26 protein-coding genes are annotated in these 26536 nt (G+C 41.8%); 21 read left to right on the top strand and 5 right to left on the bottom strand.

Translation table 11 applies throughout. The annotated features are described in order from the left end of the window. Positions 1 to 424: 424 nt before the first annotated feature. The 10 genes from FFM84_RS12130 to FFM84_RS12085 all read left to right on the top strand — a co-directional run bounded on the left by FFM84_RS12130 (position 425) and on the right by FFM84_RS12085 (position 6336). A complete protein-coding gene (locus FFM84_RS12130) occupies positions 425 to 847 on the top strand; it encodes a hypothetical protein (RefSeq protein ID WP_130845571.1) in 423 nt (140 codons plus the stop codon). A gap of 116 nt (positions 848 to 963) precedes the next feature. Further along, positions 964 to 1161 (top strand): hypothetical protein, encoded by a 198-nt coding sequence (locus FFM84_RS12125; protein WP_130847081.1) that lies wholly within the window; start codon positions 964 to 966, stop codon positions 1159 to 1161. A gap of 16 nt (positions 1162 to 1177) precedes the next feature. Next, positions 1178 to 1651 carry a hypothetical protein gene (locus FFM84_RS12120; RefSeq protein WP_130845573.1) on the top strand — a complete coding sequence of 158 codons (474 nt, stop codon included), beginning with the start codon at positions 1178 to 1180 and terminating at the stop codon, positions 1649 to 1651. Positions 1652 to 1679: 28 nt separating this feature from the next. Then, complete coding sequence (locus FFM84_RS12115; protein WP_130845574.1) at positions 1680 to 1886, top strand: hypothetical protein; 207 nt, start codon at positions 1680 to 1682, stop codon at positions 1884 to 1886. 696 nt (positions 1887 to 2582) lie between these two features. Then, complete coding sequence (locus FFM84_RS12110) at positions 2583 to 2927, top strand: DUF2712 domain-containing protein (protein WP_174795756.1); 345 nt, start codon at positions 2583 to 2585, stop codon at positions 2925 to 2927. Positions 2928 to 2976: 49 nt separating this feature from the next. Further along, on the top strand, positions 2977 to 3771 hold the full coding sequence (locus FFM84_RS12105; RefSeq protein WP_130845575.1) for a hypothetical protein: 795 nt from the start codon (positions 2977 to 2979) through the stop codon (positions 3769 to 3771). A 58-nt stretch (positions 3772 to 3829) separates the two neighbouring features. Next, complete coding sequence (locus tag FFM84_RS12100) at positions 3830 to 4441, top strand: hypothetical protein (protein WP_130847085.1); 612 nt, start codon at positions 3830 to 3832, stop codon at positions 4439 to 4441. 2 nt (positions 4442 to 4443) lie between these two features. Continuing rightward, on the top strand, positions 4444 to 5172 hold the full coding sequence (locus FFM84_RS12095) for a hypothetical protein (protein ID WP_130845577.1): 729 nt from the start codon (positions 4444 to 4446) through the stop codon (positions 5170 to 5172). Positions 5173 to 5189: 17 nt separating this feature from the next. Then, a complete protein-coding gene (locus tag FFM84_RS12090) occupies positions 5190 to 5822 on the top strand; it encodes an ABC transporter ATP-binding protein (protein WP_130845578.1) in 633 nt (210 codons plus the stop codon). After that, positions 5812 to 6336 (top strand): hypothetical protein, encoded by a 525-nt coding sequence (locus FFM84_RS12085; RefSeq protein WP_130845579.1) that lies wholly within the window; start codon positions 5812 to 5814, stop codon positions 6334 to 6336. Before FFM84_RS12090 ends, FFM84_RS12085 begins: the two co-directional genes overlap by 11 nt. 74 nt (positions 6337 to 6410) lie before the next feature. Here the strand turns inward: FFM84_RS12085 and FFM84_RS12080 are convergent, their stop codons facing one another. Beyond that, on the bottom strand, positions 6411 to 6791 hold the full coding sequence (locus FFM84_RS12080; protein WP_165444345.1) for a VOC family protein: 381 nt from the start codon (positions 6789 to 6791) through the stop codon (positions 6411 to 6413). Positions 6792 to 6906: 115 nt separating this feature from the next. Here FFM84_RS12080 and FFM84_RS12075 point away from each other — a divergent pair, with 115 nt between their 5' ends. After that, a complete protein-coding gene (locus FFM84_RS12075) occupies positions 6907 to 7494 on the top strand; it encodes a GNAT family N-acetyltransferase (protein WP_130845581.1) in 588 nt (195 codons plus the stop codon). Positions 7495 to 7582: 88 nt separating this feature from the next. Beyond that, positions 7583 to 9130 (top strand): ABC-F family ATP-binding cassette domain-containing protein, encoded by a 1548-nt coding sequence (locus FFM84_RS12070; RefSeq protein WP_130845582.1) that lies wholly within the window; start codon positions 7583 to 7585, stop codon positions 9128 to 9130. A 193-nt stretch (positions 9131 to 9323) separates the two neighbouring features. Here the strand turns inward: FFM84_RS12070 and FFM84_RS12065 are convergent, their stop codons facing one another. After that, complete coding sequence (locus tag FFM84_RS12065; protein WP_130845583.1) at positions 9324 to 10526, bottom strand: NAD(P)/FAD-dependent oxidoreductase; 1203 nt, start codon at positions 10524 to 10526, stop codon at positions 9324 to 9326. A gap of 234 nt (positions 10527 to 10760) precedes the next feature. Further along, a complete protein-coding gene (locus FFM84_RS12060) occupies positions 10761 to 11225 on the bottom strand; it encodes an Lrp/AsnC family transcriptional regulator (RefSeq protein WP_130845584.1) in 465 nt (154 codons plus the stop codon). Positions 11226 to 11391: 166 nt separating this feature from the next. Between FFM84_RS12060 and FFM84_RS12055 the strand changes: the two genes are divergently transcribed. The 9 genes from FFM84_RS12055 (at position 11392) to FFM84_RS12020 (ending at position 23317) form a co-directional block, all read left to right on the top strand. Further along, on the top strand, positions 11392 to 12294 hold the full coding sequence (locus FFM84_RS12055; protein ID WP_130845585.1) for a C40 family peptidase: 903 nt from the start codon (positions 11392 to 11394) through the stop codon (positions 12292 to 12294). Positions 12295 to 12308: 14 nt separating this feature from the next. Beyond that, on the top strand, positions 12309 to 13175 hold the full coding sequence (locus tag FFM84_RS12050; protein ID WP_225424658.1) for an alpha/beta hydrolase: 867 nt from the start codon (positions 12309 to 12311) through the stop codon (positions 13173 to 13175). 688 nt (positions 13176 to 13863) lie between these two features. Next, positions 13864 to 14022 (top strand): hypothetical protein, encoded by a 159-nt coding sequence (locus FFM84_RS12045; protein ID WP_130845586.1) that lies wholly within the window; start codon positions 13864 to 13866, stop codon positions 14020 to 14022. A 389-nt stretch (positions 14023 to 14411) separates the two neighbouring features. Continuing rightward, positions 14412 to 15581: an MFS transporter gene (locus FFM84_RS12040; RefSeq protein WP_130845587.1), complete on the top strand. Its 1170-nt coding sequence runs from the start codon at positions 14412 to 14414 to the stop codon at positions 15579 to 15581. 944 nt (positions 15582 to 16525) lie between these two features. After that, positions 16526 to 19576, top strand: coding sequence for a mucin-binding protein (locus FFM84_RS12035; RefSeq protein ID WP_130845588.1), 3051 nt, complete (start codon positions 16526 to 16528; stop codon positions 19574 to 19576). A 273-nt stretch (positions 19577 to 19849) separates the two neighbouring features. After that, on the top strand, positions 19850 to 20677 hold the full coding sequence (locus FFM84_RS12030) for a diguanylate cyclase domain-containing protein (RefSeq protein WP_170179872.1): 828 nt from the start codon (positions 19850 to 19852) through the stop codon (positions 20675 to 20677). Positions 20678 to 20688: 11 nt separating this feature from the next. After that, positions 20689 to 20844 (top strand): hypothetical protein, encoded by a 156-nt coding sequence (locus FFM84_RS16165; RefSeq protein WP_165444348.1) that lies wholly within the window; start codon positions 20689 to 20691, stop codon positions 20842 to 20844. Next, the gene (locus FFM84_RS12025) at positions 20834 to 22132 is read left to right on the top strand and encodes a glycosyltransferase family 2 protein (RefSeq protein WP_130845590.1); all 1299 of its coding nucleotides are present in this window, start codon (positions 20834 to 20836) and stop codon (positions 22130 to 22132) included. The genes FFM84_RS16165 and FFM84_RS12025 overlap by 11 nt, the downstream gene beginning before the upstream one ends. Positions 22133 to 22147: 15 nt before the next feature. After that, a complete protein-coding gene (locus FFM84_RS12020) occupies positions 22148 to 23317 on the top strand; it encodes a family 8 glycosyl hydrolase (RefSeq protein ID WP_130845591.1) in 1170 nt (389 codons plus the stop codon). 597 nt (positions 23318 to 23914) lie between these two features. Here FFM84_RS12020 and FFM84_RS12015 read toward each other — a convergent pair. Then, positions 23915 to 25036: a hypothetical protein gene (locus tag FFM84_RS12015; protein ID WP_130845592.1), complete on the bottom strand. Its 1122-nt coding sequence runs from the start codon at positions 25034 to 25036 to the stop codon at positions 23915 to 23917. A gap of 80 nt (positions 25037 to 25116) precedes the next feature. After that, positions 25117 to 26445 (bottom strand): MATE family efflux transporter, encoded by a 1329-nt coding sequence (locus FFM84_RS12010; protein ID WP_130845593.1) that lies wholly within the window; start codon positions 26443 to 26445, stop codon positions 25117 to 25119. Positions 26446 to 26536: the final 91 nt, after the last annotated feature.

Raw genomic sequence — 26536 nt, 5'->3', positions numbered from 1 at the left:
AAAATTGAATAGTTATCTTGTTAAAAAGGTAACTGATAAATCGACAAAGTAGTTGATCAATTGAAAAGCAAAACTATTTATTAGTCAGAGGCTGGTGAAGGACGTGGGAAAAAGTCTTTCTATAATCCCTGTCAGCTTGACTAATATAAAGCGTATAAAAAGTGCCAAATATTTGGTCCTTTTATAGATATCAATATCCAGCATACAGATAATGCTTATAATAGAAAACTTTCAACTTCGCTTTATGGTAGTAAGAAGATATCTGGTGTACGGGTTATTAAAATGAAAATGAGGTAGGTAAAACGTGTGAAAATGAACTTAAAAAAATTCTGCAACCTCATACTTTGTGGTGTTTTATGGTTGATTTTAATTATTGGTTGGATTTATCGGAACAATGGAATCAATGAAGTGAATGGTGATACGATTGTTATGGGGATTAATTATAATAACGCTTTTGATTGCTGCTTTAGCATCCCCTCCTTATTTTTTGAGTTATTCGGTGATTTTTGGTTGGCCGGCGATATTAATTAATAGTTGTTTGATTGCAGGTGTGCTATATCAGAAATTAGAGCCAGAAGTTGAACTCCATTATTTGTATTGGGGCTTAGTTGTACTTTCAATTGTATGCTGTTTTAGTCTGACAAATAATCGGGTGGCTAGTCGTTGGGCTTACGCTACAATTAGTGATCCAGTAAAAGCTGTGCGTGTATCAATTCGGATGGAGGATGAGTACACTGCTTTGGCAACGAATCCTAAGATTTACGCGATGTCTTATCAGGCTGCAACCAAGCCAGCAGTTATTTATTTAGATAGATTGGGGCCGATTTACCTTTATTGTCTGAATTAGGACCAAATCAATTGTCAGAACAAAGTAGCTGACAGGAATGCAAATAAGTTATTTTAATTATTGTTAACAGTTTTTTATTAGCAATGATGAAATACTTAAAAGAGGTGGTTGAAAAATTGAAAAAATTTCTATATGTTACTGTCACCTTGATTTTTGTTAGCTTGGGTGGCAATTGGCTACCACTGATATTTGGTTCTTTACTATCTAACATCATTGGCAGTATTACCGGTCTGCTCATTGCGGATACCATATTTGCTTGTTTTGGAATGGACTTCCAAACGCTGTTTTTATTGAGTAAAAAAACTGAGTCTTAGTGCGGAGGTCTTAGAGATGCGAAAAGCGTTAGGTCATTTAATGATGGATTATTTGTATGGTATTTTGTTCTACTTGATAGTCGGCTACTTTGTATCGGCGAATCGTGATGCGATGTTAGTACTTAAATGGAACCCAGTTAATATTTGGCTGACGGTTTCATATGTGCTCATTTATCCGATTGTGATGGCATTGTTACCTAAGCTAAGGTCTAATCGACTGATCATGGATTTAATTCCAGATCGGCAGACTAAAAAGAATTTTAATGATGGTAAAACTTATGCAGATCGTTATCATGATGCGATAAATCCAACTGCCAATCGGTATGATATTGCCGGTGCCAGTGGTGCTGGTGAGGGTAGTTCCGATGATATTTTAAGTTTGATCTTAATTCATTTGAAACGTGCAGTTTTTATTGTTTTCTCAATACCGATGCTGATCGTCATTGTGATTTATCGAATCGGTCGTTATTTTTGGCGTAAACGTCAGTAAAAGCTGTTTGGTCTAAGTGGAGGCTACTATGAAGGCAAAAATTATCGTTAGAAATCTAATCTTTATCGTGGCTATTTTTGGCATGTACTTATTATGGGAAATACCATTTATCAATGAGCATTATTTTCTAAGTTTTGGTGTGATATATATCATGCTGCTGTTGCTGGTAAATGGCAGAATAGATGGCAAACTTAATCGTTATTTGGTTGGAAAACTCAGTCATAAGAGTAACTAAAACGGTTTGATAGCTGTGTTCATTTAACTAAACAATCCCGGTTGACAAAAGTTGTCGGCCGGGATTGTTTCAATCTATTTATAATTACTGATTTCAATCAAGTCATTAGCAGAGTCACTCATATACAACGACACTAACTTGCTATGGGCACCAGTAAGCCTAATCGGATCGGCTATAATGTAACTTTTCCATAATTTAGTTATCAAAAACAAAGCCTGTTCAAAGAACTTTGTAAGCGTGTTAGTTCCAATACGATTAATTAAAAAATTAAATGTACGCAAGTCAACCTTATATGAAAAGTAGTCGGCTTATTTGTATTTAGATATGCTGTTTTGAGTATTAATATTTTTAGAATGTTACTATATTTTATTATTTATTTTCCAGTGAGAAAACATGAATTTTATATGGTAGCTTATTTGAAATGTTTAATTATGAACCTCTACTTTGTAACAAGAAATTACTGATGTTGATAAGACCTTTTGGATTTTATTAATATCAACTAGTTTGATTGTCTATAAATAAATAAAATTATATGCATAACATATATCTAAAAATAGTGTAGACATGCAGAACGTGTACATGTATTGTAGTTGGTGCAGAGCCGAATAAAAATTAATTGGGGGTCATCACATTGAATATGAAAAAAGTTTTGCAACAGGTGCCTTAGCATTAACACTCATGGGGAGTGGCTTTGGTGTGTTATCAGCAGCATCTAATACTGGTGATACTAGTTGGACAAATAAATATACGGTTAATAGTATGTATGACCACACGCCTGCACGTAAAAAAAATAATCGCTCAGCGTACTATAACTATACCAGCAAAGTTACTAACTCAATGAATTATATTAATATTCACGCTGCGTTATACGACGGTCGAGACGTTTCGGGCGGTCACGAATATAAATCATATGTAGGTTCAACAACTCATTTATGGAACAATGCAGTTGAATCAACTGGTAGTGGTGTTTCGGTCCGAATTAATAGCATTCGAAAAGCAAATGGTAGTGCATCTGGAGTTTGGAGTCCAGATAGTAAGTAACTAGAATTACAGATTCGGCTCTGTAATACATATTTTTTAGGAGGAAACCATGAAACTTATATTACAACGCATAGATTACAGAATTGTCACTCTTTATTTTTTTATAGCTCTGATCTTGCCGATCGTTCAAGTTATTCAAAGCTTAAACCGCAGATTGTTAGTAAGTAATACTTTCTTTGATTCACCGTATACCAAGTGGATTGGTATTGATAGCTTTCATTTTTCATCCACTGCTTTCTATTTGATATTACCGTTATTGGCGGCATTACCAGTCAGCACATTGATAAGAAAAGATTTGGACAGTGGTTTTTTAGCACAATTACAACTTAGACTAAGTGTAAAGTCGGTGTTTAAATCTTATTTGTTTGTAACAGCTTTGTTAGGTGCTGCTATTATTGTCATACCACTATTGGTTAATTTTCTGCTCTACTTTTTGTTGATTCCTAATATTCATCCTGACAATCTTTTGAATAGTAATATTTTAGTGATTAATCGAAATACGCTTTTAGTAGGCTTATTTTTCCAGCATCCGTTCATGCATGTTTTGTTATCAATCATATTTGCAGGTTTCTGGGGTGCAATGTTTGCCATATTTTGTTTAGGCTGGTCGTTACTCATTAATAATCGGTTCGTGGCAATGACTGCAGGTTTTGTCTTGCAATTAGCAATTCTATTAGTGCATGGCATGACAGATTTGTCGGTTACTTTTGTACCGATGTATTTTGTGACAGAGACAAGTCAGAATGATATTCAACTATGGGTTGTCTTGTTAATGACGATGTTAATGGGGGTAGGAACCGCAGTGTTAGCAATGGGAGGCTATCGTTATCGCATTATTGAATAATATTTGGCTTCAAGAATGGGGTCGGCTCTGGGCCAAGCGCAAGCTATTGGTAATCATTTTGTTAATTGCAATTGGGTGCGGCTTAAAAGAGATTTTTGATTTATTTATCTATGCGACTAATTTTGAGTCACTTTATGAAGGTGTATTTGATCGTTTTTTGATTCACTATGTTTTCTTACCACTAACAATCGTTGCTGGTTCCGTGATGACCCAGTATCGATTAGGTGACAGTTTTATCTGTCAAAAACGTTCAGTCTTGTATTATCAGACTTGCTTTCAAAATATCATGACGACGTTAATTATTTGGTTGGGGTGGAGTTTAGTATCAATCGTACTAGTGCTTATTCGATTTCAGTTACATGTACCCGTAGAATTTTTTATCGCAAATGTTTTAGGATTTATTTATCTACTATTGGTGCAATTGCTTTTTGTTAGTGGCAGCTTAGGTATTTACTTCCTGCTGAATAATAAGGTTGTGTCAGTAATGACCATGCTAATTATTAATATCGGTATTTTTGAAGCGAGCATGCGCGGTGTATCAACGTTGATCTATGACTTTTCAACTTTAGGCGGTGTCTCAGTTCGAGTAGGTCAGTTGTTAATCCTGATTAGTCTGATAACCATTCTCAATCTATTGACTTATTGGTTAGTTTTAAAGCGAGAGTTTTAATGATGGCTCAATTATGGCGCGTGCAATTTAGATATTATTGGCAGTTGGTTAAGTTTAGGTTTCTATTAATTAGTATCGGATTGGGGATTGTCAGCTGGTTAGTGGGATGGCAATTAACGGGTAGTATTTATCCCAATGTTGTTGCTAGGTTCTTTTCGGGTCCGACCGCATTAGATATCCGCAGTAAAGAAATTATTTTTCCGAGTCTATGGCTAGGATATTTTATTTTTCCATTGATCATGGTTGGCGACAGTTTCAAACTTTTGTGGCAGCGCCATGCGGTTCAATTATTTGGCTATCGGTTTTCAAAAGCAAACTTTGCTCAAATTAATTTATTATTAGTTAGCCTAATAGCTGGTGTTTATACACTAGTGGAAATAGCCACTATGGCGTTGGTAACATTGCTTAATGGGACGACTCAATTAAGGATAAGTAGTTTTAATGGCGGTAGTGCATGGTTGCTTTGGGGCGCACTGGTTTACGGTCAAGTCTTGATGTTACTACTGATTCAAATGTTAGGAAGTTTAGCTAGTTCGGTGCTTGGCTTAATAGCACCCACAGTTTTATTAGTGCTGACAATTTATTGGCCAAATCAATATAACCCATTAAATCAAAGCATTTTTCAACGTGTGACGGTGCTAAATATGACGACAATTTTGATAACGATTGGTCTTATATTGGGGTTAATGGTGAGCTATTTTTATATTTATCGAAGCTTTGACAGCTATTAGTATGGGGGGGATTTACCATGAGTTTAATTGAATTAACGCATGTATCTAAAAAGGTCAAAGGACAAGTATTATTAGAGGACGTTAATCTAACAATTTCCAGCGGAGAGATTGCGGTTTTTGAAGGGATTAATGGTTCCGGGAAAACACTAGTTTTAAAAGCGATTCTAGGATTAATTAGAACGTCTGGACAAATCAAAATTAATGACCAGCAATTAAAAGCAGGCGACGCTTTCCCAATTCAAGCTGGAATTATGATCGAGAATCCGAGTGTATTGGAAGAGTTTACGGGCAAACGTAATCTTGAGTTATTGGCTAAATTATTGCCATCGGTTGATAACGCGCAGATCGAGCAATTGTTAACGCAATTTGAATTGCCAATTGATGGTCACAAGTGCGTTAAAAAATTCTCGTTAGGAATGCGGCAAAAGTTGGGTATTGCCCAGGCGATGTTAGGAAACAGTGAATTGATTATCTTGGATGAACCTACCAATGCATTGGATGCAGAGAGCATTGATCGCTTAATTGCTTATATCCATGAGCTAAATAAGCAGGGAACGACTTTCCTAATTGCATCGCATGATCGAGAGTTTGTAACTAAGGTTGCTAATCGTCAATTCTTAGTCAAGGCAGGCCATGTTTATGAAAATTAAACGTTTGGTTTTAATTGTTATCTTCTTGTTGTTAGGTGTCGGGAGCTTTTTTCGGTATCAAGCGGTCAATCGTCATTATCAACCGCAAACGGTTAAAGAAGTTATGGTTCATCAAGGTGAGAGGGTTAAGGATGAAGTTGTTCATTTTCAAATATTATCTGCTAAAACACAATTAACCAAGGATGAAGCTTTAGCTAGTGTCAAGCTTAAGATTAAACAAGTGGGCCCCGCTAATTATGGCTTTAAACAGAATTATCCTAATTTCGATGAAAATATGTGGTTCAATATTCCATATGGGTATTACAGTGTTGCCAAAGGTGCTGAAAAAGTGAATGGCAAGTTGTTGACGATGGGCGAAATGGCTAAAAGCGGCGATAAAGTTATCGTCATGAATTTTAGAACGCCAATTGATAACTATCGAAGTCGGAATGCAACGCCGCGATTTAGTTTTTTAGTGCCACACGAGAATCATCAATTTACTAAGTATTCGTATTTATTGAATTTCAAGTCTTAGCTGGTGCAATAACAAAAGGCTCACGATCAGCATAATCTGATTGTGGGCCCTTTGTTATTTAAAAATAGAAATGGTTACTTATAATTACTAATCTCAATCAAGTTATTATCAGGGTCGCGCACATACAACGACACTAACTTGCCATGAGCACCAGTCCGTTCAACGGGGCCGTCGACAATTTCAACAAAGTAACTCTTCAAGTGATGTTCAATGTCTTCAATGTTGTCCTTAGCAATCAAACACAAGTCCGCGCTCCCAGGCGTGGGTTTGTCAGCGACGGGTTCATGGGGTTGGTCAACGAGTTGAAAATTAATTTTTTGCTTGCCGACTAAAACGGCTTGGCGATCACCGTCAAAGGTAATGACGGGTAGGTCGAAAACTTCATGGTAGAACCGCAGTGACCGAGCGATATCAGTAACGGTCAAGACGATATGATCAATTTCGCGAATATTCACAATTTCAAATCCTTTCAAAATGAATTCGGTTACCAGTATACCACGGCGTGTCTGAATTTTGACAACGTCTAGGATTCATAGTAATGTATTAGTTACTACGATAGGAGGACTATTTGTGATAACGATTCGACCAGCCAATCAAGACGATGCGGGCCAGATAGCACCGCTAATTAATATGATCTTTGATGAAATGCAACTTGAGGAACTTGACGACATCCCTGAACCTGACTTAGAGCAGGCCATTACTGCCGCCTACCGGACACCAGCTTATTTGTCCGATATGGCGACGACGGTAGTGGCCGAGGCCGATGGTCAAGTAGTCGGGGTAGCGTTTGGTTACCCTGACAAAAATGAGGATGCTGTGGATGAGGTACTTGCCCAAGTCACAGCGGATAACGATGCGTTTGGTTCAGCATTTGAAGCTGAAGCAGAGAGTTATGAACATGAATGGTACTTGGATTCGATTGCGGTTGATCCCAATTATCAAGGTCACGGGATTGGCGGTCGCTTACTAGCGGCTTTACCATCCTATGCACGCGCTGCCGGTCAAAAACGGATTGGCTTGAACGTGGATATGGCTAACCCCGGTGCCAAAAAGCTTTACGACCGTCACGATTATGAAACGGTCGGCATTAAGCCAATTGGTGATCACATGTATTTTCATATGCAGTATGAGTTAGATAAAGACTTAGTCATGGCCTAGCCGCCACCTAAGTGTTTGCAACAGGCCTCGTTAAAACGAACGGGGCCTGTTTTGCCGAGTTAATAAATGAAAGTAGGATGAAAACAACATGGCTTTACTAGAAGTAACCGACCTCTCGCAAAGTTTTGCGGATCGTAAATTATACGACGACGCCAACTTTACATTAGAAAAGGCCGATCACATGGGGATTGTCGGGCAAAACGGGGCCGGCAAAAGTACCTTAATTAAGATTTTAACCGGACAAATTTTACCGTTAACTGGTCAAATTAAATGGCAACGTAATGTTCGGACTGGCTACTTGGATCAATATGCGGATATTCCAGCTGGGATGACGCTCTATGATTTTCTGAAAACCGCTTTCCAACGGTTATATGATTTGGATGGCAAAATGCAACAACTGTATGCCGACTATGCGAAAACGATGGACGACAAGTTGTTGGAACGGGCCGGCCGGATTCAAGAAACCTTGGAAGCCAACAACTTCTACGATATTGAAACCGAAATGGAACGAGTGATTACTGGGTTAGGGCTAGATGAAATCGGCCGTGACCACGTCATTAGTGAAATGTCCGGTGGGCAACGGTCAAAAATTATTTTGGCTAAATTGTTACTGGAAGATCCCGATGTCATCATCTTAGATGAACCAACCAACTATTTGGATACGGCCCACATTGCGTGGTTAGTCGACTATCTGAATGGGTTTGAAGGGGCAGTCATGGTCATTTCTCATGATTACGACTTCTTACAACAAGTGACGAACTGTATTTGTGACGTGGCCTTTGGCAAGATCATCAAGTATCGTGGCGACTTCAAGTCGGCGATGCGCCAAAAAGAAGCGCGTAAAGAAGCGCAATTAAAAGCCTTTGAAAAACAACAAGTCGTGATCGACAAAGCTGAAAAGTTCATTCGGAAGAATAAAGCCGGCTCGAAATCAACGATGGCGAAGTCCCGGGAGAAGATGCTATCGCATTTGGACCGGGTTGATCCACCGAGTGAAAATGAGCATGCCAAGTTTGCGTTTCCATACTTAGATACGGGTTCACAAAACGCTTTAACGGTGAAGAAGTTATCCGTAGGTTATGGCAAGCCATTACTAGCACCAGTGACTTTCACGATGACTGGTGGCGAAAAGTTAGCGTTTAAAGGGTTTAACGGGGTTGGTAAGTCGACGTTGATTAAATCTATTTTAGGCGTGATTAAAGCGCTAGATGGGACGTCACACTTTTCACCATCGGCTAAGATCAACTATTTCAACCAGGATTTGGAATGGGATAATCCACAATTAACGCCGTTGGAGACGATCCAAAATGAATATCCAACGATGTTACCGAAGACGATTCGGACTAAGTTGGCTAAGTGTGGGATTAACGCGGCTAACGCGATGAAACCGATGCACTTATTAAGTGGTGGGGAACAGACCAAGGTGAAGTTAGCCTTATTGGAACTGGTTCCTAGCAACTTCTTAATTATGGATGAACCAACGAACCATTTGGACGATGAAACCAAGGAAGGGTTAAAACACGCTTTACAAGCTTTCCCTGGTAACTTAATCTTGGTCAGCCATGAAAGTAGTTTTGTGGATGGCTGGATTAATAAGCAATTGAATGTTGAAAAGTTGAGTTTGAAGAACCGATAAGTCAAGAGTGGGACCAAAGCCGGGTTGGGACCGAGCATAGCCTAGGCACCTAAATGATTGGGTTTTTCAATCGTTTAGATGCCGTAGCTAAGCACAGGTCGCAGGCTTTGGTTCCACGTTTTGACTCATAACATCAGTGCACAAAAAAGGACGCGACGATTTTAAAAATCGTCGCGTCCTTTTTTGCAACCCTTTAATGATAAAGGTCAAACCGACCTTTCTTAAATAACGTACTCAAATGAGCACTTTCCATTAACGACCGATCAGTAATGATTTTCTTCATCGCCGAGGCCGCGTAACCGTGAATCTGACGAGGTTTATGGAAAATTTCGCCAATCCCATCACGGTCGCTTAATGAGGCAACCGTCCCCATGGATTCATAAGTGAATGCCGTGGTTGACTGTTGATGGCGTAAATGTGCGATGTTTTTAGCGGCTTGTTCACCAGCTGCCAAGGCAATTTGCGCGGTAGTTGGATACGGCCGGTTGCTGCTAGGGTCCATGACCGCCGCTACATCACCCACGATGAAGACTTCGGGATGATCGGCCAATGACAAGTCATCATTGACCACAACGCGGTTACGACGCTGTTCAAATTGTGAGTCCGCGATGACGTGTGAGCCACTAACACCAACTGTCCAAATAATAGAGTTGGCACTAAAGCTTTGTGGTTGACCATCAGCATCTTCATACAAGACGGCGCCAGGATCAATGGCGGTAATTTTAGCCCCTAACCGCATATCAACGTCGTGTTTAGCCATAAAGTTGATGGCATAATCACGCAAGTCTTGACCAAACATCGGCAGAATTGATGGCATCCGTTCGAAGCAGACTAATTTGGCTGCTGGTGTCTGATACTTAGCCTGTAGTTTTGGCAAAGACTGGGTGAGTTCACCTAGTAATTCGATACCGGTAAAGCCAGCACCACAAACCGCTATTTTAAGATCATCATGATCTTTAGTTTTATGATAGTTGGCAAATTGACTTTCAAGATGTTGATAAACAGCCTGTGCTGAGTCTAAATCATCCAGCGGTAGTGAATTGTCGGCAACGCCTGGAATCCCAAAGGTTTCAGACTGAAAGCCCAGAGCAATAATCACGTAATCATAATGAATGTCTGGGTGGTTGGTAAACGTTGCGGTTTGGTCGGCAACCTGAATCCCAGTGACCGTTGCTTGTAAAAAGGTCACGCGCTTATGAATAATTTCTGGAATGTGATAGGTAATCTTGCTGGGATCGATTGTCCCGGCTGCGACCTCATGTAAATTGGTTTTTTCGGTGTGTTGGGCAGTTTGGTCCACTAAGATAATCTCATCTTCGGCTGGTAGATCGTGTTGTAAAAATTTAACAGCCCGCATGCCAGCGTAACCCCCACCGAGTACTAAAATAGTTGCCATAATCATTAACCTCTTTTCAAACTTCGATATGAACCAATTAAATTGCTTACTAATGATATGGTACACCGGTTAATATTAAAATGCAGGTAAAACGGCACCTGGATTTTAAAGTTAGTAAAAGTTGGGCAACTTAAAAAAGCCATTATCGATGACCGTCCCTGATAGATAGGGGACTTGGTCATGATATTGGCTAAGTGATTTGATGAAACGGTTAATTAATTGTCTGAGTGAACGTCAATCGACAATCTGACTGAGATCGTGATCAGCTGGTAAGGTCAGCCCCCGATTAGGGACGCTGGTTGAAAAGACGATTTGGGTGCTGGTTTTACCGAAGGCTTGAATCTTGTTAACGAATTCATCCAACGCTTGTGTCGATTCAAAAACGACTTTCATGATTTGTGAGTATTCACCGGTCACACAATCGCATTCGAGAACGTTGGGAATGCTAGCGACAAACGGATAAAACCGTTCCTTTTGGGTTGGTTCTAATTGAAGCTGAATATAAGCTTTAATATGGTAGTTTAATTGATCGTAATTCAAGTTGGCTTGATAGTCGCGAATAATGCCACTCCTTTTTAACCGGGCAATTCGAGCTGAAATTGCTGGTGAGGAAATGAAACATTGATCGGCGAGGGCCTTCAACGAGATTCGAGCGTCTGCTTGTAAGGCGTTCAAGATCTTTAAATCGGTTTTATCCATAATTGCCACGCCTCCTGAGTAATTATAAGTATGATAGCATACTTTCACAGTGGTTTTTAATTTTAACCGCGGATTTTTGAAGAAAGGTTAACAACTTAACCGGACGCTACCGCGGTTAACCAAAGTGGCGTATGATAAACGTAATGAAAAACGGGAGGAATCAGGAATGCAAACAGCTAGAGTTCAAGCGGCTGTGGCTAACGTTTGGCAACGACCACAAATCCGGTCGTTGGATACGTTAGCGTTACAGAATGCCGGACTAGCGCCATGGTTAGCCCAATTAAGCGATTCAGATACGATTGCCTTAGAACGTGATAATCGATTAGTGACGCAAGCCTTGTTTAATGATCCAGTGGTGATTGATCATGTGGTCGATGGCTGGGCCGCAGTTTATGTGGTTTCGCAGCGTGATGTGCGTCATCCACAAGGGTATCCGGGCTGGATCTGGGCGGCACAGTTATCAACGATACCACTACCGGTGATAACTGGCCCAACAGTCACGGTTCGTCGCGCGTTTACACCGTTATTACAAGCAGACGGCCGCACCTTGTTGCAATTAAGTATTGGGACACAACTACCGGTCGTTTCGAGTAAAGATCCACGTTATGATTTAGTCCAAACGCCGCTGGGAGTTGGAAAAGTGGCAAAACGCGCAACGCAATTTGGCTTTGAAACTGCCACGTTAACGCCCGGACAAACGATGATTAAGTTAGGTGAGTCATTCTTGGATTTGCGTTATTTATGGGGCGGTTTGAGCGGGTATGGTTTCGACTGCTCAGGTTTTGCCTACGCCTTACATCGCTGCATTGGCGTGACATTAGCGCGTGATGTCAGTGAACAAGTCTTGGATGGTCAACCAGTGGCTGTCGATGACATGCAGCCAGGTGACCTATGCTTTTTCGCGCACGAACAAGGTCAAGGTGCCCTGCATCATGTGGCACTGTACGCAGGCGATGGGTGGTTATTACATGCGCCAACACCGGGTAAAATGGTGACCTATTTACAATTATCCGCGACCTATTTAAAAGATGAGTTAGTTCAAGTTAAACGATACTGGCAAACAGAATGATGAGGCGAAAGTTAGTGCAACGATGGCGATTAGGGGTTTATTTAGGGTTAGTGATGAGCTTGGTGATGCTATTGACGGGGTGTGCGACAAACAAGGCGTCGTCAACGACTAGCCAATCGAAACGGACGGTGGCGAAATCAGCTTATGTGACTAGTTCACGGCCGACGTTTTATGTGCATGGATTTCAAGGTAGTGCTAAATCTACCAATACATTAATTGCGCATGCTGAAAAAACCGCACATGCGCATAAGGTTTATGTGGCAACGGTCAGTACAAGTGGGCAAGTGACGCTGAGTGGACATTGGGATGCCAAGACGCGTAACCCGATTATTCAAGTGGTCTTTAAAAATAATTTGGCTCAGTATGATCAACAAAGTGCTTGGTTAGCGAAGGTTATTCAAACGGTACAACAGGCCCATTCATTTAAGTCGTACAACTTAGTAGCGCATTCTGCTGGTTGTGTGGCAAGTGTGAACATGCTCATGACAACGGGCCTTAAATTACCAACGATTCACAAACTGGTGACAATTGCGGGGCCGTTTGATGGGGTTGTTGGTGAAGATGATGTGGCTAATCAGAATTCATTTTTAACTTCTGGTCAACCGAAGTATTTACATGCTGCCTACGAATTACTGGACGCCAAACGGGCTAACTTCCCGAATGGGGTTCATCTATTGAATATTATTGGTAATTTAGATGATGGGTCTAATTCGGACAGTTTAGTGACGAATGTGTCGGCGCGGTCGGTGAAATATCTGACACGTGGTCATAACGTCCACTATACGGAAAAAGTCTTCCATGGTAAGCATGCACAACACAGTCAATTACATGAAAATGCAAAGGTCGCTTTGACGATTGATCGTTATTTGTGGCATCGTTAAAAAAATTCAGTTTGGTCATTGACCAAACTGAATTTTTTTGTTGGGTCTATAAGAAGAAAAGGAAATAGGCTAACCGGACTAAATGGAAGAGGGCATACAGAGCGAATAAATAAACGACAGTAATACCTCCATATGCTAAATATTTATAATTGCGCATGCTAATGACCTCCTATCTCTATGCTCTAAGTGTAAGGCCAGTGGTACTAAATGGCAACGCTAACAACTTAATTCTGAAATAAAAATAGTTATGTTTGGTAACTTAATGTTTAAGCGTTGAAAAGTGCGTCATTGAAAGGTATCGGTTATGCTCATAGGTGGGTGTGGCGATCGAACATAAATGTATGATTTACGTAAAATTTGTAAGGTTTGTGTTAATTGAACCAGTGCTGGTTTTAGTTATGATATAGTGAGTGAGTTGGTTAATCTAAGTCATTTGGGGGCGAGGCCGCGATGCGGTAATTGAAAGGTTAAGACTAACCTAAGAAAGTGTCCTAGAAGTTAAGTGTGAAGCAAAGTAGTCGCTTTAGTGGGGGCAATGTGTTAAAGTTAACACTTGGTTTGTTAGGAACATCAAATCAATTAAGCATCTCAGATTTTTGGAAAAATATGGCAGTATGATACTTGACCCAGTATAAGTACCCAGAATTATTTGCAAAATTTCCTGAGCGTTAGGAAAGGACGTAATTAAATGCGAGTAACGATTAAAAACGGTCATGAGGTTTATCAAAATATTCCTTTAATGACAGCAAGACAACGCTATATCAAAGCGGATGTCTGGGAAATCAAAAAAGCCATCATTGAACGTTCCGCCATTAATGGTTGGATGGTTCAGGCTTTACAACAATAACAGACAATTAATTACGGTCACGACACTCGTTGTCGTGACTTTTTTGTTGTACTGAGAAAGATCACAGTAAACTTTTGATATCAAAAAAGCGTGACAATCGTGAATGAGCGGTCTAGCTAAAGTTGTCAGTGATGATGCATGACTATCAATCTCATCTTTAGCTGGCGTTGACAATGATAGCGGTTAATCAACAAACGGGGCGTTTAGCCCTTCTTGATTGGTCTAGACTACAATCATGGTCTAATGCTAGGTTAATCACTCGGTTGTGAAAAAAGCTTAGTTGACAGTGAAAAAGGCGCATGCTAACCTAAAATCACTCTAAGGGTAACTAAGGTCTCATTGAAAGCGGCGCTGCGATTTGGGGACCAATTGTATGGGGGATTTATCGCATGGAAGTTAAGGGCCATAAGCTCTTATTATTAATTGGGACCGCATGGTTGTTTGACGCGTTAGATGTCGCGTTACTATCATTTATTATGCCAGCTATTAAAACCAGTTGGCACTTATCGGCTAATCAGTTAGGCTTAGTAGGCTCAATCACATCATTGGGGATGTTTGTGGGGGCCATTGTTTTTGGCCATTTGGCTGATCAGATTGGACGTAAGCCGATTATGCTAGTGACACTGCTCTTATTTTCAATCGGTAATTTATTATTGGCTTTAGCACCGAATGTGATGTGGTTCATCATCATTCGATTTGTGACTGGGTTAGGACTTGGTGGCGAATTACCCGTTGCCACAACAATTATTGCCGATCATTTTAAAGGTAGTCAACGTTCTCGAATGTTAGTGTTGGTTGATAGTTTTTGGGCATTCGGCTGGATTTTGGCCGCGGTCCTAGCCTTTTCGGTCATGACCCGAATTGGTTGGCGTTGGACCGTATTATTAACGGCTTTGATGGGCGTTTATACCATTTTAATGCGGCGTCATTTACCAGAGACACATACTGCCGCTGCTAGTAAATACGATTTTAAAGCTGCGTGGCGACAAGTCTGGTCACTGCCGTATTGGCGGACAACTTTAGGATTAGGCGTGCTCTGGTTTGTAATTATGTTAGTGTATTACGGGATGTTTCTGTGGTTGCCAACGGTTTTAATGAACCGAGGGTTTCCGGTGGTTAAAGGGTATGGGTATACAGTATTAATGAGTATCGCACAGTTACCGGGGTATTATTTGGCTGCGTGGTTAGTGGGACGATGGTCGCGTAAGAGGGTCCTGATGGGGTATTTAGTAGGAACCTTAATTAGTGCCGTGGCCTTTGGACTAGCTAATTCTAATGCTGTGATTTTAATAAGTGGCGCTTGGTTATCATTTTTTACGCTTGGTGCTTGGGGCATTATGATTGCTTTTACGCCTGGACATTATCCATTAGCAATTCGTGGTATGGGAATTGGCGTGACCCAATCAATGGGGCGGTTAGGCGCCATTGGTGGGCCTTATCTAGTAGGCTACTTGTTAGGTAGCGGTTGGAAGATCCCGATGATTTTCAGCATCTTTGCAGGTGCGTTAATTTTAGGCATTGTTGTGTTAGCTTGGGGGATGACAGATCAAGATAACTAAAGGTTGAAAGCTGCTTTTTAGCAATAATCGTTGATATGATAAGCATTCATCGATCAAAACTCGTCATACTTGTCGCCTACCGTTCGCCCACATTGAGCCGGAACGCTGTGGGCGGACCGGTTCAGCCAAAAGGCGGTCTGAACCGTCGTTTTGAACCACCCAACCCGTGTTTCAAAAGCGCCAGTCTCTAAGCGATAAATCGCTAAGAGATAAATCGCTAAGAGACTCCCGCGGCTGGGCTCAATGTGGACTCGCTATCAGCTATAAATAGTTACCAGATTGATTAATTTCACGATATAACCGGAGCCAGCTAGTGATGACGCCGGCCGTGAAAATATCGTTAGTCCGGGTGATTTTCCCGGGCTTTACGATATGGACGACTTTTGAGACTAGTGGTTTTGGCTAGTCTCAAAAGCGAGGTGGAAGCCGTACTTTGGCAGGAGCCGGTCCCCACAGCCGGCAGAATCGCTGGCTGGCGTAGGTGACAATTTAATCCAACTTGAGTCAATGTTGGTAAGACTTCGACCAATACATTTAGCTTTCAACCTTTAGTCAAGATAATGAATAATGAACGAAAACGGTACTGGCCATTGGTCAGTACCGTTTTTTTTTGTGGTTCGCTCGATTTTATTACCTATTTTTTAAAAATAATTTGCGACTGTATTTGATTGGTTAATAGGCGATGTATAAACTGATGTGCGCTGGTAAAAGTGGGGTAACGCTTGGAGGCGTAAGCATACTGACCAATTTTGACGAAAAGTTAAAGTCAGCAACTAATTCGGGGTGGTATTAGGTTTGATTATAGTTACAAAAAGAGACTATTAGCCTATTGAACTATATCTAAAAAGCGCCTATCATAAGAGTGTAAATAAATTGGTATTAGAAAAATTGATTGTTTAAATTGATTACATAATTAGGAAGCCATAACTAAAGGGGGAGTTCATATGTTGAACAAACAAGTAACCAAAACACGGGTTAAGTTGTATAAACATAAGAAGTTATGGGTTGCTATGGGGATTACCACCACATTATTAGCGGTTGGGGTTAGCCAAGCACCGGTTGCGCAGGCGGCTACAACAACTGTGACCACCACGTCCGTGGCCACTAAAGCAACATCGGCCACCAGCCAAGCGACAACCACGGTGAGTGGTCAAGCGGCGGCAACTAGTACTCAAAGTTCTGCGGCCAGCGCCTCAACTAGCGCTGACAGTCAATCATCATCACAGGCACCAGCTTCAACGGCAACCAGCGCTTCATCGACAGCTTCACAAGCGACAAGCACTGAACCTAGAGCGAGTCAGGCACCCGCGTCAACCGCTACGAGCGCGGCCAGTCAAGCGCCTAAGTCTCAAGTTACAAGTACAGCAACGAGTCAGGCAACCACCACGTCACAGGCGCCCGCAACGAGTCAAGCCGCCGCGCCAACTGCGACACTAGCAAGCTCAAAGGCGGCCTTAACTAAAGCTGCTGATCAGACAACCCCTAGCGATGAGACGGTTGTCACCATTGCAGATACGAATTTGAGCAATGCCGTGAAAAAAGGATTGGGGCTATCAACAGATAGTCCGATTACTGTCGGTGCTATTCGAAACTATAAATTAGGAAATTGGCTCCAAATTAGCACCGATACCACGCCAATTACGACTTTAACTGGGATTGAAGGATTGCAGTATTTACCTAGCAAATATAAGCTAGATTTAACACTGCGGATTGCTAACAATGCGATGACCAGTATTGATTTGAGTCCATTGGCAAGTTTGAGCCTCTATCGGCTAACGGTGGAAGCAACGGCTTTAAGCTATGTTAACTTACAACCATTAACCGAAATTGATCCAAGTTCGATTAGTTTTATCGATTTAAACGATAATGCCGGTTCGTATCAAGGTCACCAATTTGGGATGACAAATGCGCAATTGGTCCAATTAAGTCCTTGGATTACGGCCATTGGCAATAATAATCTTTCGAATAACTATATTGGTCTAAGCAACAATAGTCTTTCAGATTTTTCATCATTATCAGGCATTACCAAGTCTGGTGTTTTCATTGCGGCCGTTGGTCAAATGATTGTTCGGCGTAGTGATGCGGCTAATCCAATTAATGTGGTTGAGAATCAGACGGCGACGTTTACCGGAACAACTATTACTGGGGTACAAGGTGAGGCGATTGGCGATACCTTTGGCTATTCGTTTAACAATGTGGCGCAACGAAAACAACAAATTACGATGTTAGGCAATAATCAATATCAAATTAGTGATATTCAGCAAATCAGCAATGTGCCTGGTTTCATTGTTTATGGTAACTTAGGGGTTCCTTATTCAGATGGTTGGCAAGCAGATCGTTACATTGACGTCACTTATAATAATGGTGTCGAATTACGGGCCGATGCCATGATCTACCAACAAGTTAATTTCCAAGCACATCCGACGGTCACTGTTAAATATGTTGATCAGAATGCACAACCAATCGCGACTTTGCCAGATCAAGTGATTGATGGTGTGAATTTGGGCGATGCTTTTGACTTGAGTAGTTACTTAAATGTGGACAATTACTTGACCTATGCCACTAACGGTCCAGTAACCGGGACTTTCGGTCAAGATCCGCAAACTTTATATATTATGTTGCTCCCTAAAACGGCTGCTGGAGCGGTGACCGTGAACTATGTGGATACCGATCAAAAAGTGTTAGGGACGACGACAGCGACTTATCCTAATGGTCAATATGTGGGCTTGAGCTATCAAACTACGGCTAAAACGTTTGCGGGCTACACCTACAGTCACATGGACCCAACTGGTTTGGCGGCCAACGGAGCATTAACCGCCGCAAATGGGGTCGTTACTTATGTTTACACGAAGGATCCGGTTGTTCAAGGCAGCGTGATCGTTAATTATTTAGATGATATAACTGGCGAAACGCTGGCAACGGATACGTTAACTGGTGATCAGGGAACGACTAGTGATTATACGACCGCTGAAAAAATTGCGGCTTATGTAGCTGGAGGTTATCAATTGGTTCAAGATGACTGGCCAACTACTGGGGCAACCTACACCGCAACGCCAACGACTTATATCGTTCATTTACAACATGGTCAGGAAGCTGTAACGGCGGCAGATCAATTACAAAAAGTTGTGACACGGACGATTCAGTTTGTTGATCAAGCTGGCAAGACGTTGGCGCCTGACCAACAGTCAACGGTCATCTTTACTCGGACGGGTCAACTAGATACTGTCACACAACTGGTGACTTATAGTGCTTGGCAGTCCGACAATGATCAGTTTGCCGCGGTAACTGTGCCAACAATAACGGGTTACACTGCGGATCAAACACAGTTGCCAGCAGTGACCGTGACGCCAACGAGTGCCGATGTGACAAACGTTGTGACCTATACTCTAAAGCCAACTGATCCGGATAGCGGAGACAATGGTGGGTCAACTGTGACTGACCCAGACAACGGAAATAATGGTGGTGCAACGGTAACTGATCCGGATAACGGGAATAACGGTGGTACAACAGTGACCGATCCGGATAACGGAGACAACGGCGAGACAACCGTAACTGTCCCGGATGATGGAAATAACAATGAGACAACGGTAACCACGCCGACAACTGATGCTGAAGATGATCACTTGAACATCCAAGTACCAGCCACATCCACACCAAAGGATGACGGTGTCTTAACTGATGATGGTCAAGCTGACACGATTCAGGTTACCAATCAACCAACTGATGTTGATAGTGGGCAACCGGCTAAAGGCAAAACCGTTATGACGGCGAAATCAACGACCTTACAGTCAGCGCCAGTGATGACTACCACGACAATGATGCGGACACCAGTGGTAACGGCGGTGAAGGTAACGCCAACAACTCATACAGCAGCGAAATTGCCACAAACTAATGAACAATCAGATAAAAATGCAGCATGGACCGGATTAGGTTTACTCATGACCGGTTTAATGACGGTATTAGGTTTTTCAACGAAGCGTCAACGTAAATTTTAAATCGTAACTTTAACATCGATAGTTGCCAAAAGTGGTGATTATCGATGTTTTTATTTTGCTATAATTAATTAAATTGTTGTGGTTAAATGATGATAAAGATTGATAGTTATCACTTCAATAATTACAGCTATTAAAATATTTTTAGTAATGAATCTAAAAAACATGTAATTTGTTGGGGATTATGGTAATCTAAAGACCAATTATGGCAAAATGAAGGAAGTTAGGCAGGACATTATGAAGCAGAAATCGATTGATAATTTTGTGTTTTTGGGCATGATTTTAATTTTAATTTATCAATACGCGTTACTCTACTTGAGTGTCATTAGTGGCTCGTGGTTGAATTTTTTAATTGTCGCTGGGGCGTTTGGATTAGGACTATTTTTAGGCCGAACGATTTATATCATTTTAGGTGGGGTACTTTCCTTTGTCAGTATGAGTGCTGGGGCACTCATGCTACTTATGCCGTACACACGTGAGTTGTATTTTTGGTCGGCAATTGCATTACTCACAATTACCCCGTTGACAACTTACCTAATGTACTTATTGGATCATCAGTTATTGAAGCGAAAAGCGTTGGCACAAGAACTTGCCAAGTTGCAAAAAGAAAAGCCTGATTTGGAAGTGTTAACTGGGGCGTTGAACGAATCAGCCCTGGAACGCGATGTCCAACGGGAATTAAAACTGGTTTTTTATCATGAACAAGATTATCGATTCACTTTGACGATGGTCAAAATCGATTTTTTGGAAAATGTGATGAACTTTTTGGGGAATGATCGATTTAATGATTTGTTACGTGAAACGACGCGAAACTTGGAATCAATGTTGTTTACGGTCGATCATCTCTACTATATTGGCGAAGGGCATTTTGTCATCATGTCGCCGATGCTCGGTGCGAATAACGCGCCAATTATGAAACGGAAAATCAAAGAACACATTAACGATATTGCGGAAGAATTTGGTTTGGCCCGCAACGCATTAGTACTGCGAACAGGACAAATATCATATTCGACGCAAGATAAAGTCGTTAATCGTAGTGTTGAAGATGCACTGGTACAATTGGAACGGAGTGCTGAAACTGATATCGCTAAGGAATACTTATAGGGGGCTAGAGGATGGTACTAGGAAGTTTAGCATGGTTATTACCGGTTAGTTTAATTGTGACGATTAGCTTTGGTATCGTTGTTTTAGGGCTATCCGTTTGTTGGTGGCTCATCTTTAAGCGGACAGTCCGGCGGTTTAATTTGAAAGGAAAAGATGATGCTCGATAGCTTATACGTGATTGCGATTATCACGATTTGGTTGTCGATCGTGATGACGATTGTCACGCTACTAGGTGGTGTGACGTTTATTTTTAAACACCTAAAACATACAGATATCGATTCTTTACCGCCGCTAAAACGTTATCCGATTGTAACGGTGGTGGTGCCTGCACATAATGAAGAATTGGTGATTCAAGATACGATTCAAGCGATTTTGCGGTTAAATTATCCGCAAGATAAATTGGAAGTTTTACTATATGCGGATAATTGTAACGATGGAACAGCGAATGAAGTACGCGCATTGATGCAACAGCCCGAGTTTAAAGGGCGTAATTTGCAAGTGATCGAACGGACTGGGACTGGTGGTAAAGCTGGCGTTTTAAACGATGCGTTAAAGATTGCGGCTGGCGAATATTTAGGCGTTTATGATGCCGATGCAGCACCCGAAACTAATGCTTTATATTTCTTGGTTCAGAAAGTTTTGGAGAATCCCACGCGCTATGCGGCTGCATTCGGTCGGAATAAAACCCGGAATTATCAGCAGAACTTTTTGACGCGTTGTATCAACTTGGAAATCGTGAATACCCAACGGATTCAGCATACCGGACTGTGGCAACTCTTCAAGATTGGTCGAATTCCTGGCACGAACTTCATTATTAACAAAGCGATCGTGCAATCCATCGGTGGCTGGAATAATGGGGCGTTAACTGAAGACACGGCGATTTCATTTAGTTTGATGCGGGCAGGAAAATTGATCGCGTTGGCACATCGGGCGGAAGCCTTTCAACAAGAACCAGAAACGTTGTTCGCTTACTATAATCAGCGAAAACGTTGGGCGCGTGGTAATTATGAAGTCATTATGGAAAATGCGAAACATTTATTTGACCGGTCGTCTTGGCGAATTAAGTTGGAAGTTTTTTACTATATGTGTACATTTTTCTGGTTTAATGCCGCGATCGTGATCTCTAATGTCATTTTTATCATCAACATTAATTTAGCAGCTTTACAAACGTTCTTCCCCCATTTGCACCAGCTGGTTTCTTTGAGCGGGGAGCTCTCAACGTTATTCTTGATTAATTGGATCTTGATGTTTTATCTGTATTTATTACAAATCAATATTGCCCTGGCGAGTGATTATGGGCAGGCGACAGTTACCAACTTTATTTATGCGATTGTTTCATACTTTACGTACGCCCAATTATTTATTATCGTTTCAGTGGCGGCGATGTATGATATTATTCGTGATAAAATAACTGGGACACGACATACAAAGTGGTATAAGACACAACGCTTTTAGTAAGGGGATTTTAGGTTGAAGACGTTTAAACGGCATAAATATCAATGGTTGATTGGAGCACTGATTATTTTAGTGGCCATCGCGCTGGGCTCAGCAATCTATAAGACACAACGGCCACAGGCAACTTCCAGTACGACCAAATCTGAAATTGTCTCACATTATCGGACGTGGAAAAAGGATTATCTGCGTGGTGGTCAGCAAAAGTATGTGTTAACAACGAGTAGTGGTGCTAAGCAGACGTTGTCAGAAGGCCAAGGTTACGGGATGCTGATTACGGCGATGGTTGCGCAACATGGCGTGAAGTCGCAAAAGACATTTAATCAGCTGACTCGTTATTACCTGGCTCATCAGGTCAGTTCAACGAAACCATTGATGGCTTGGCGGCAAACACAACGACAAGGTAAGATGCAAAGTACAACCGCTGAAAAAACGAGTGCGACCGATGGCGATTTAGATATTGCTTATGCGCTAATCTTGGCTGATGAACAGTGGGGGAGTAAAGGAACCTATAATTATCAGCAATTGGCTAAGAAATTAATTGGCGCAATTAAGACGTATGAATTGAATTCAACGACTAAGTTACCATTAGTTGGTGATTGGGCAACCTCGAAATCTACGAAAAACCTTGTCCGTCCATCTGACTTGATCACGGCATATTTCCGGAAATTTGCGAGCTATACTGGCGATGGCAGTTGGACCCAAGTCGCGCAACGCAGTCAAACAACGTTGCAGAAATTAAGTGCGGCACAGTCAACTGGATTAATGGCCGACTTTGTCACGGTGACTGGGACCGGGTTGACATTAGGCACCGTGCAACCAAAACAGGTTGCGTCTAGTCATGATGCTCAGTATGGCTATAATGCTTGTCGGATTCCTTGGCGGGTCACGTATGACTATCAATTGAATCATAGTCGAGTGAGTCAAAAAATTGCCAAAAAGATGTTGACGTTCTTTACCAAGCAATCAAAGATTAAGGCAATCTATACGTTGAAAGGGCAGGCGGTAACGTCGTATACCAATCAAGCGTTTACGACGCCGGTGGTTTATTCTGCGCAAGCTTTATCAAATCAAGTGCTCACGAAGCGCTACGCTAATGCGCTAAGTGTCAAAATTGATAATCATGATTATTATCCAGCGACCATTCAGATGTTGATGTTGTTAATGAGTGGATCGATTGGCAAGTAACTAAAAAAGTACGTATCACAACACTCATGATGAGTATTGTGATACGTACTTTTGTTATATCAGCTAAAGGGTGAAAGTTAAGTCTAACGGTAAAGACTTTACTAGAATTGACTTAAGTCATGCTAAATTGATCACCTACGCCAGTCAGCGATTTTGCCGGCTGTGGGGACCGGTTCCAGCCAAAGTGCGGGCTGCCACCTCGCTTTTGAGACTAGCCAAAACCACTAGTCTCAAAAGTCGTCCACATCGTAAAGTCCGGTAAAACCACCCGGACTAACGATGTTTTCACGGCCGGCACCATCACTGGCTGGCTCCGGTTTTATTGCGACTACCAATCAATTTCGTAATCACCATCAAACCGAGAGTGAGTCCACATTGAGCCCAGCCGTGGGAGCTCTTGGCGCTTTTGAAACGCGGGTTAGGCGGTTCAAAACGACGGTTCAGACCGCTTTTGGCTGAATCGGTCCGCCCACAGCGTTCCGGCTCAAGGTGGGCGAACGGTAGGTGGCAAGCACGACTAGTTTTGATCGATGAATGATTATCATATCAACGATTATTGCTAAAACCTAGCTTTCAACCTTTAGATATCAGGCTAACTTAAAATTTACCGGTTGTCTTCAAAAGTTCAGCGCCTTTGTTGACTAACAAATACCCAGCGCCACTTTGATCAAATTGTAAGCCTTCAAATTCGCGTTGGCCGGATAATTTCACGGTCTTGACGTCTTTAGCGGTTAACTTGCCAAGTTTGCTGACTGGAATCGAGGAGATACTACTGTTAGAAACAAAGTACAACCGATTTTGCTTGGTACTATAAGCAATTGATTGGGATTTCCAACCAGGATTATGGCGCAAGCCTTGCATGACTAGATGGAACTTAACCGATTTCTTGTTGATCTTACCTTGGTAAAGCTTAAGGCTGTTTTTAGGTGCCCAGCCACCGTAAGAGTAAGTGTAGAAGTAGGCGTTGCCGTTTTTGTCAAACGTTAAGTTTTCACCCATGGCAACCGTTGACTTCAAGGTAAAGTTAATTCGTTTGTTAGGTTTCAATGTCTTGGTGCTAACACGTTGCACATTGGCTTTAACCGCTGCTGAACCAACAAACCAGAGTTCACCGGTTTTCGGATTTTGTGCTAAGGATTGACCGTGACCAGCCTTGAATGTTGGCCCAACTTGCATGCAGTTTAGGATGGCCTTGTCAGTTACGGTTAATTTATTAACACTCTTATCATAAGTGGCCCGCCGTAAAGCGGTCATATTAGTCGTACTAATATGGTATTGTTGCCGCAATTTACCCAAATCATATTTCACAATTCGACCAGTTTCGGTGCCCTTGTTGAGCATGATTAAGGTATACAAGGTGTTGCCGTCTTTTGATAAGACTTCACTTTGCGGATTACCCCAATCACCAGAAGTTGCATAGGTGACGGGGAGATAGACATTAGTTGTGAACGTTAAGGATTTAACAGTTCCCGCAGTCCGGCGAATCGTGCCGGGAGTCGTTTGATACAGGCCACCTTGAGTATAACCCGGAGCTGATTGATAGCTGTAGGCCGACTGATAATAATTTTTATTATTAACGGTCCGATATTTTTTAACATTGTATGACTTCAAAGCGTTACCTTTTTGATTGTAAGTCGCTGCGGAAGCCGCAGTAACTGTACCTAAGCCACAAAGGGTGACGACGAGGGCAGTCCCGAGCTGCCGTTGCCAGTTTTTCATAAGTATTTGCCTCCAAAAGTAGTGTTTAAATCCTTTTAAATATACCACTAAATTGGTGCCAACAGACTGACTTGGGGCAATTAACGGGTGATTAATGGTCGGAATTTGAAGACATAAAAAGCTAGACCAATTACAAATGTCAATAGATCCGCAATCGGTTGTGCCCAAACGACCCCTAAATAGCCGAATAATTGATTGGCAAGGACGATGACAATGACAAAAACGACACCTTGACGAGAGATTGCCATAATGAAAGCCCCCAATGCTTGACCAGTTGATTGGAAGAGTGTTGTGAAGACCAAAATTGCACCGATGAATGGCGTCGTACTTAGTAAACTGCGTAATAATAAGCTACCAGCATTCACAATAGTCGCCTGTGGCATAAACCAGCTGACTAAAGTTGGGGCAAAAATCATCAAAATGCTAGCCAAGACTAAAGCGAGTCCCATTTCCACGAATAAATCAAAATAAATGATCTTCTTCAAACGTGGGAAAGCTTTGGCACCAAAATTATAACCGATTAACGGTTGGACCCCAAAGGCGAAGCCAACGATAAGGAGCATGACGACCATATAGATCTTGTTGGCGATTCCGATGGCTGCGATTTGAGTCGTGCCGTAATGGGCCAAGTAGTTGTTTAGTAAGGCAACGCCAAAACTTTGCATGAGGTTGGTGATGGACGCAGGAATCCCAATGACTAAAATTCCTCTGATTAACGGCCCGCCAATTTTAACTTCATGCCAGTTGACGCTGTTAACCTGGCACCGTTTGAGTACAAAGTAAACTAAAATAAGGTCGGTGAGCGCATAACCAGTAACCGTGGCTAACGCGGCACCAGCAGCGCCACCATGTAAGGGAAAGATAAAAATGGGATCTAAGATAATCGTTAATGCAGTTCCGGCGATGGTGGCAATCATAGACTGTTTGGCCAGACCTTCTGTCCGAATCATATTACTAGGTATTAATGAAAAAATGATAAAGATTGCGCCCCAAGCCATGATACGATAAAACCGAGCGGCATAACCATAGGTTGCACTGGTGGCACCGAATAAATGTAAAATGGGTGTTTCAAAGACTAGTAGCAAAATCGTGACGACTAAACCAGTCGCAATCCCGGCATAAGCTGAGAAGCTGCTAACACGCCGACTGGTAGTGGTATCTTTTTGCCCTAGCAGCCGTGACATTAAGGCACTGCCGCCGAGACCAAAGATATCGCCAACGGCTAACATAAATGAGAAGAGGGGGGTGCATAAGGCGACACCTGCCACTAAATCAGTGTTTTGAGTTTGAGCAACAAAAAAGGTGTCAGCCAAGTTATAAACCATACTGGCTAACATCCCAAAAACAACTGGCAAGGCTAATTGAAAGTAGGCTTGCGGGATTGGTTTTTTTACGAATAATTCCTCCATCAGACAAAAACTCCCTAATCTAAAAATAAGCACTATTTCTAACCTAAGCTTTCGCTAGCTGCAATGCAAGTGGAAGTTTTAGTGAATTGAC

Origin of the sequence: Lactiplantibacillus mudanjiangensis (genome assembly GCF_005405385.1) — a bacterium.
GTDB lineage: Bacteria > Bacillota > Bacilli > Lactobacillales > Lactobacillaceae > Lactiplantibacillus > Lactiplantibacillus mudanjiangensis.
Note: the sequence above shows the minus strand (reverse complement) of the source record. Positions and strands in the feature narration are given on the sequence as shown.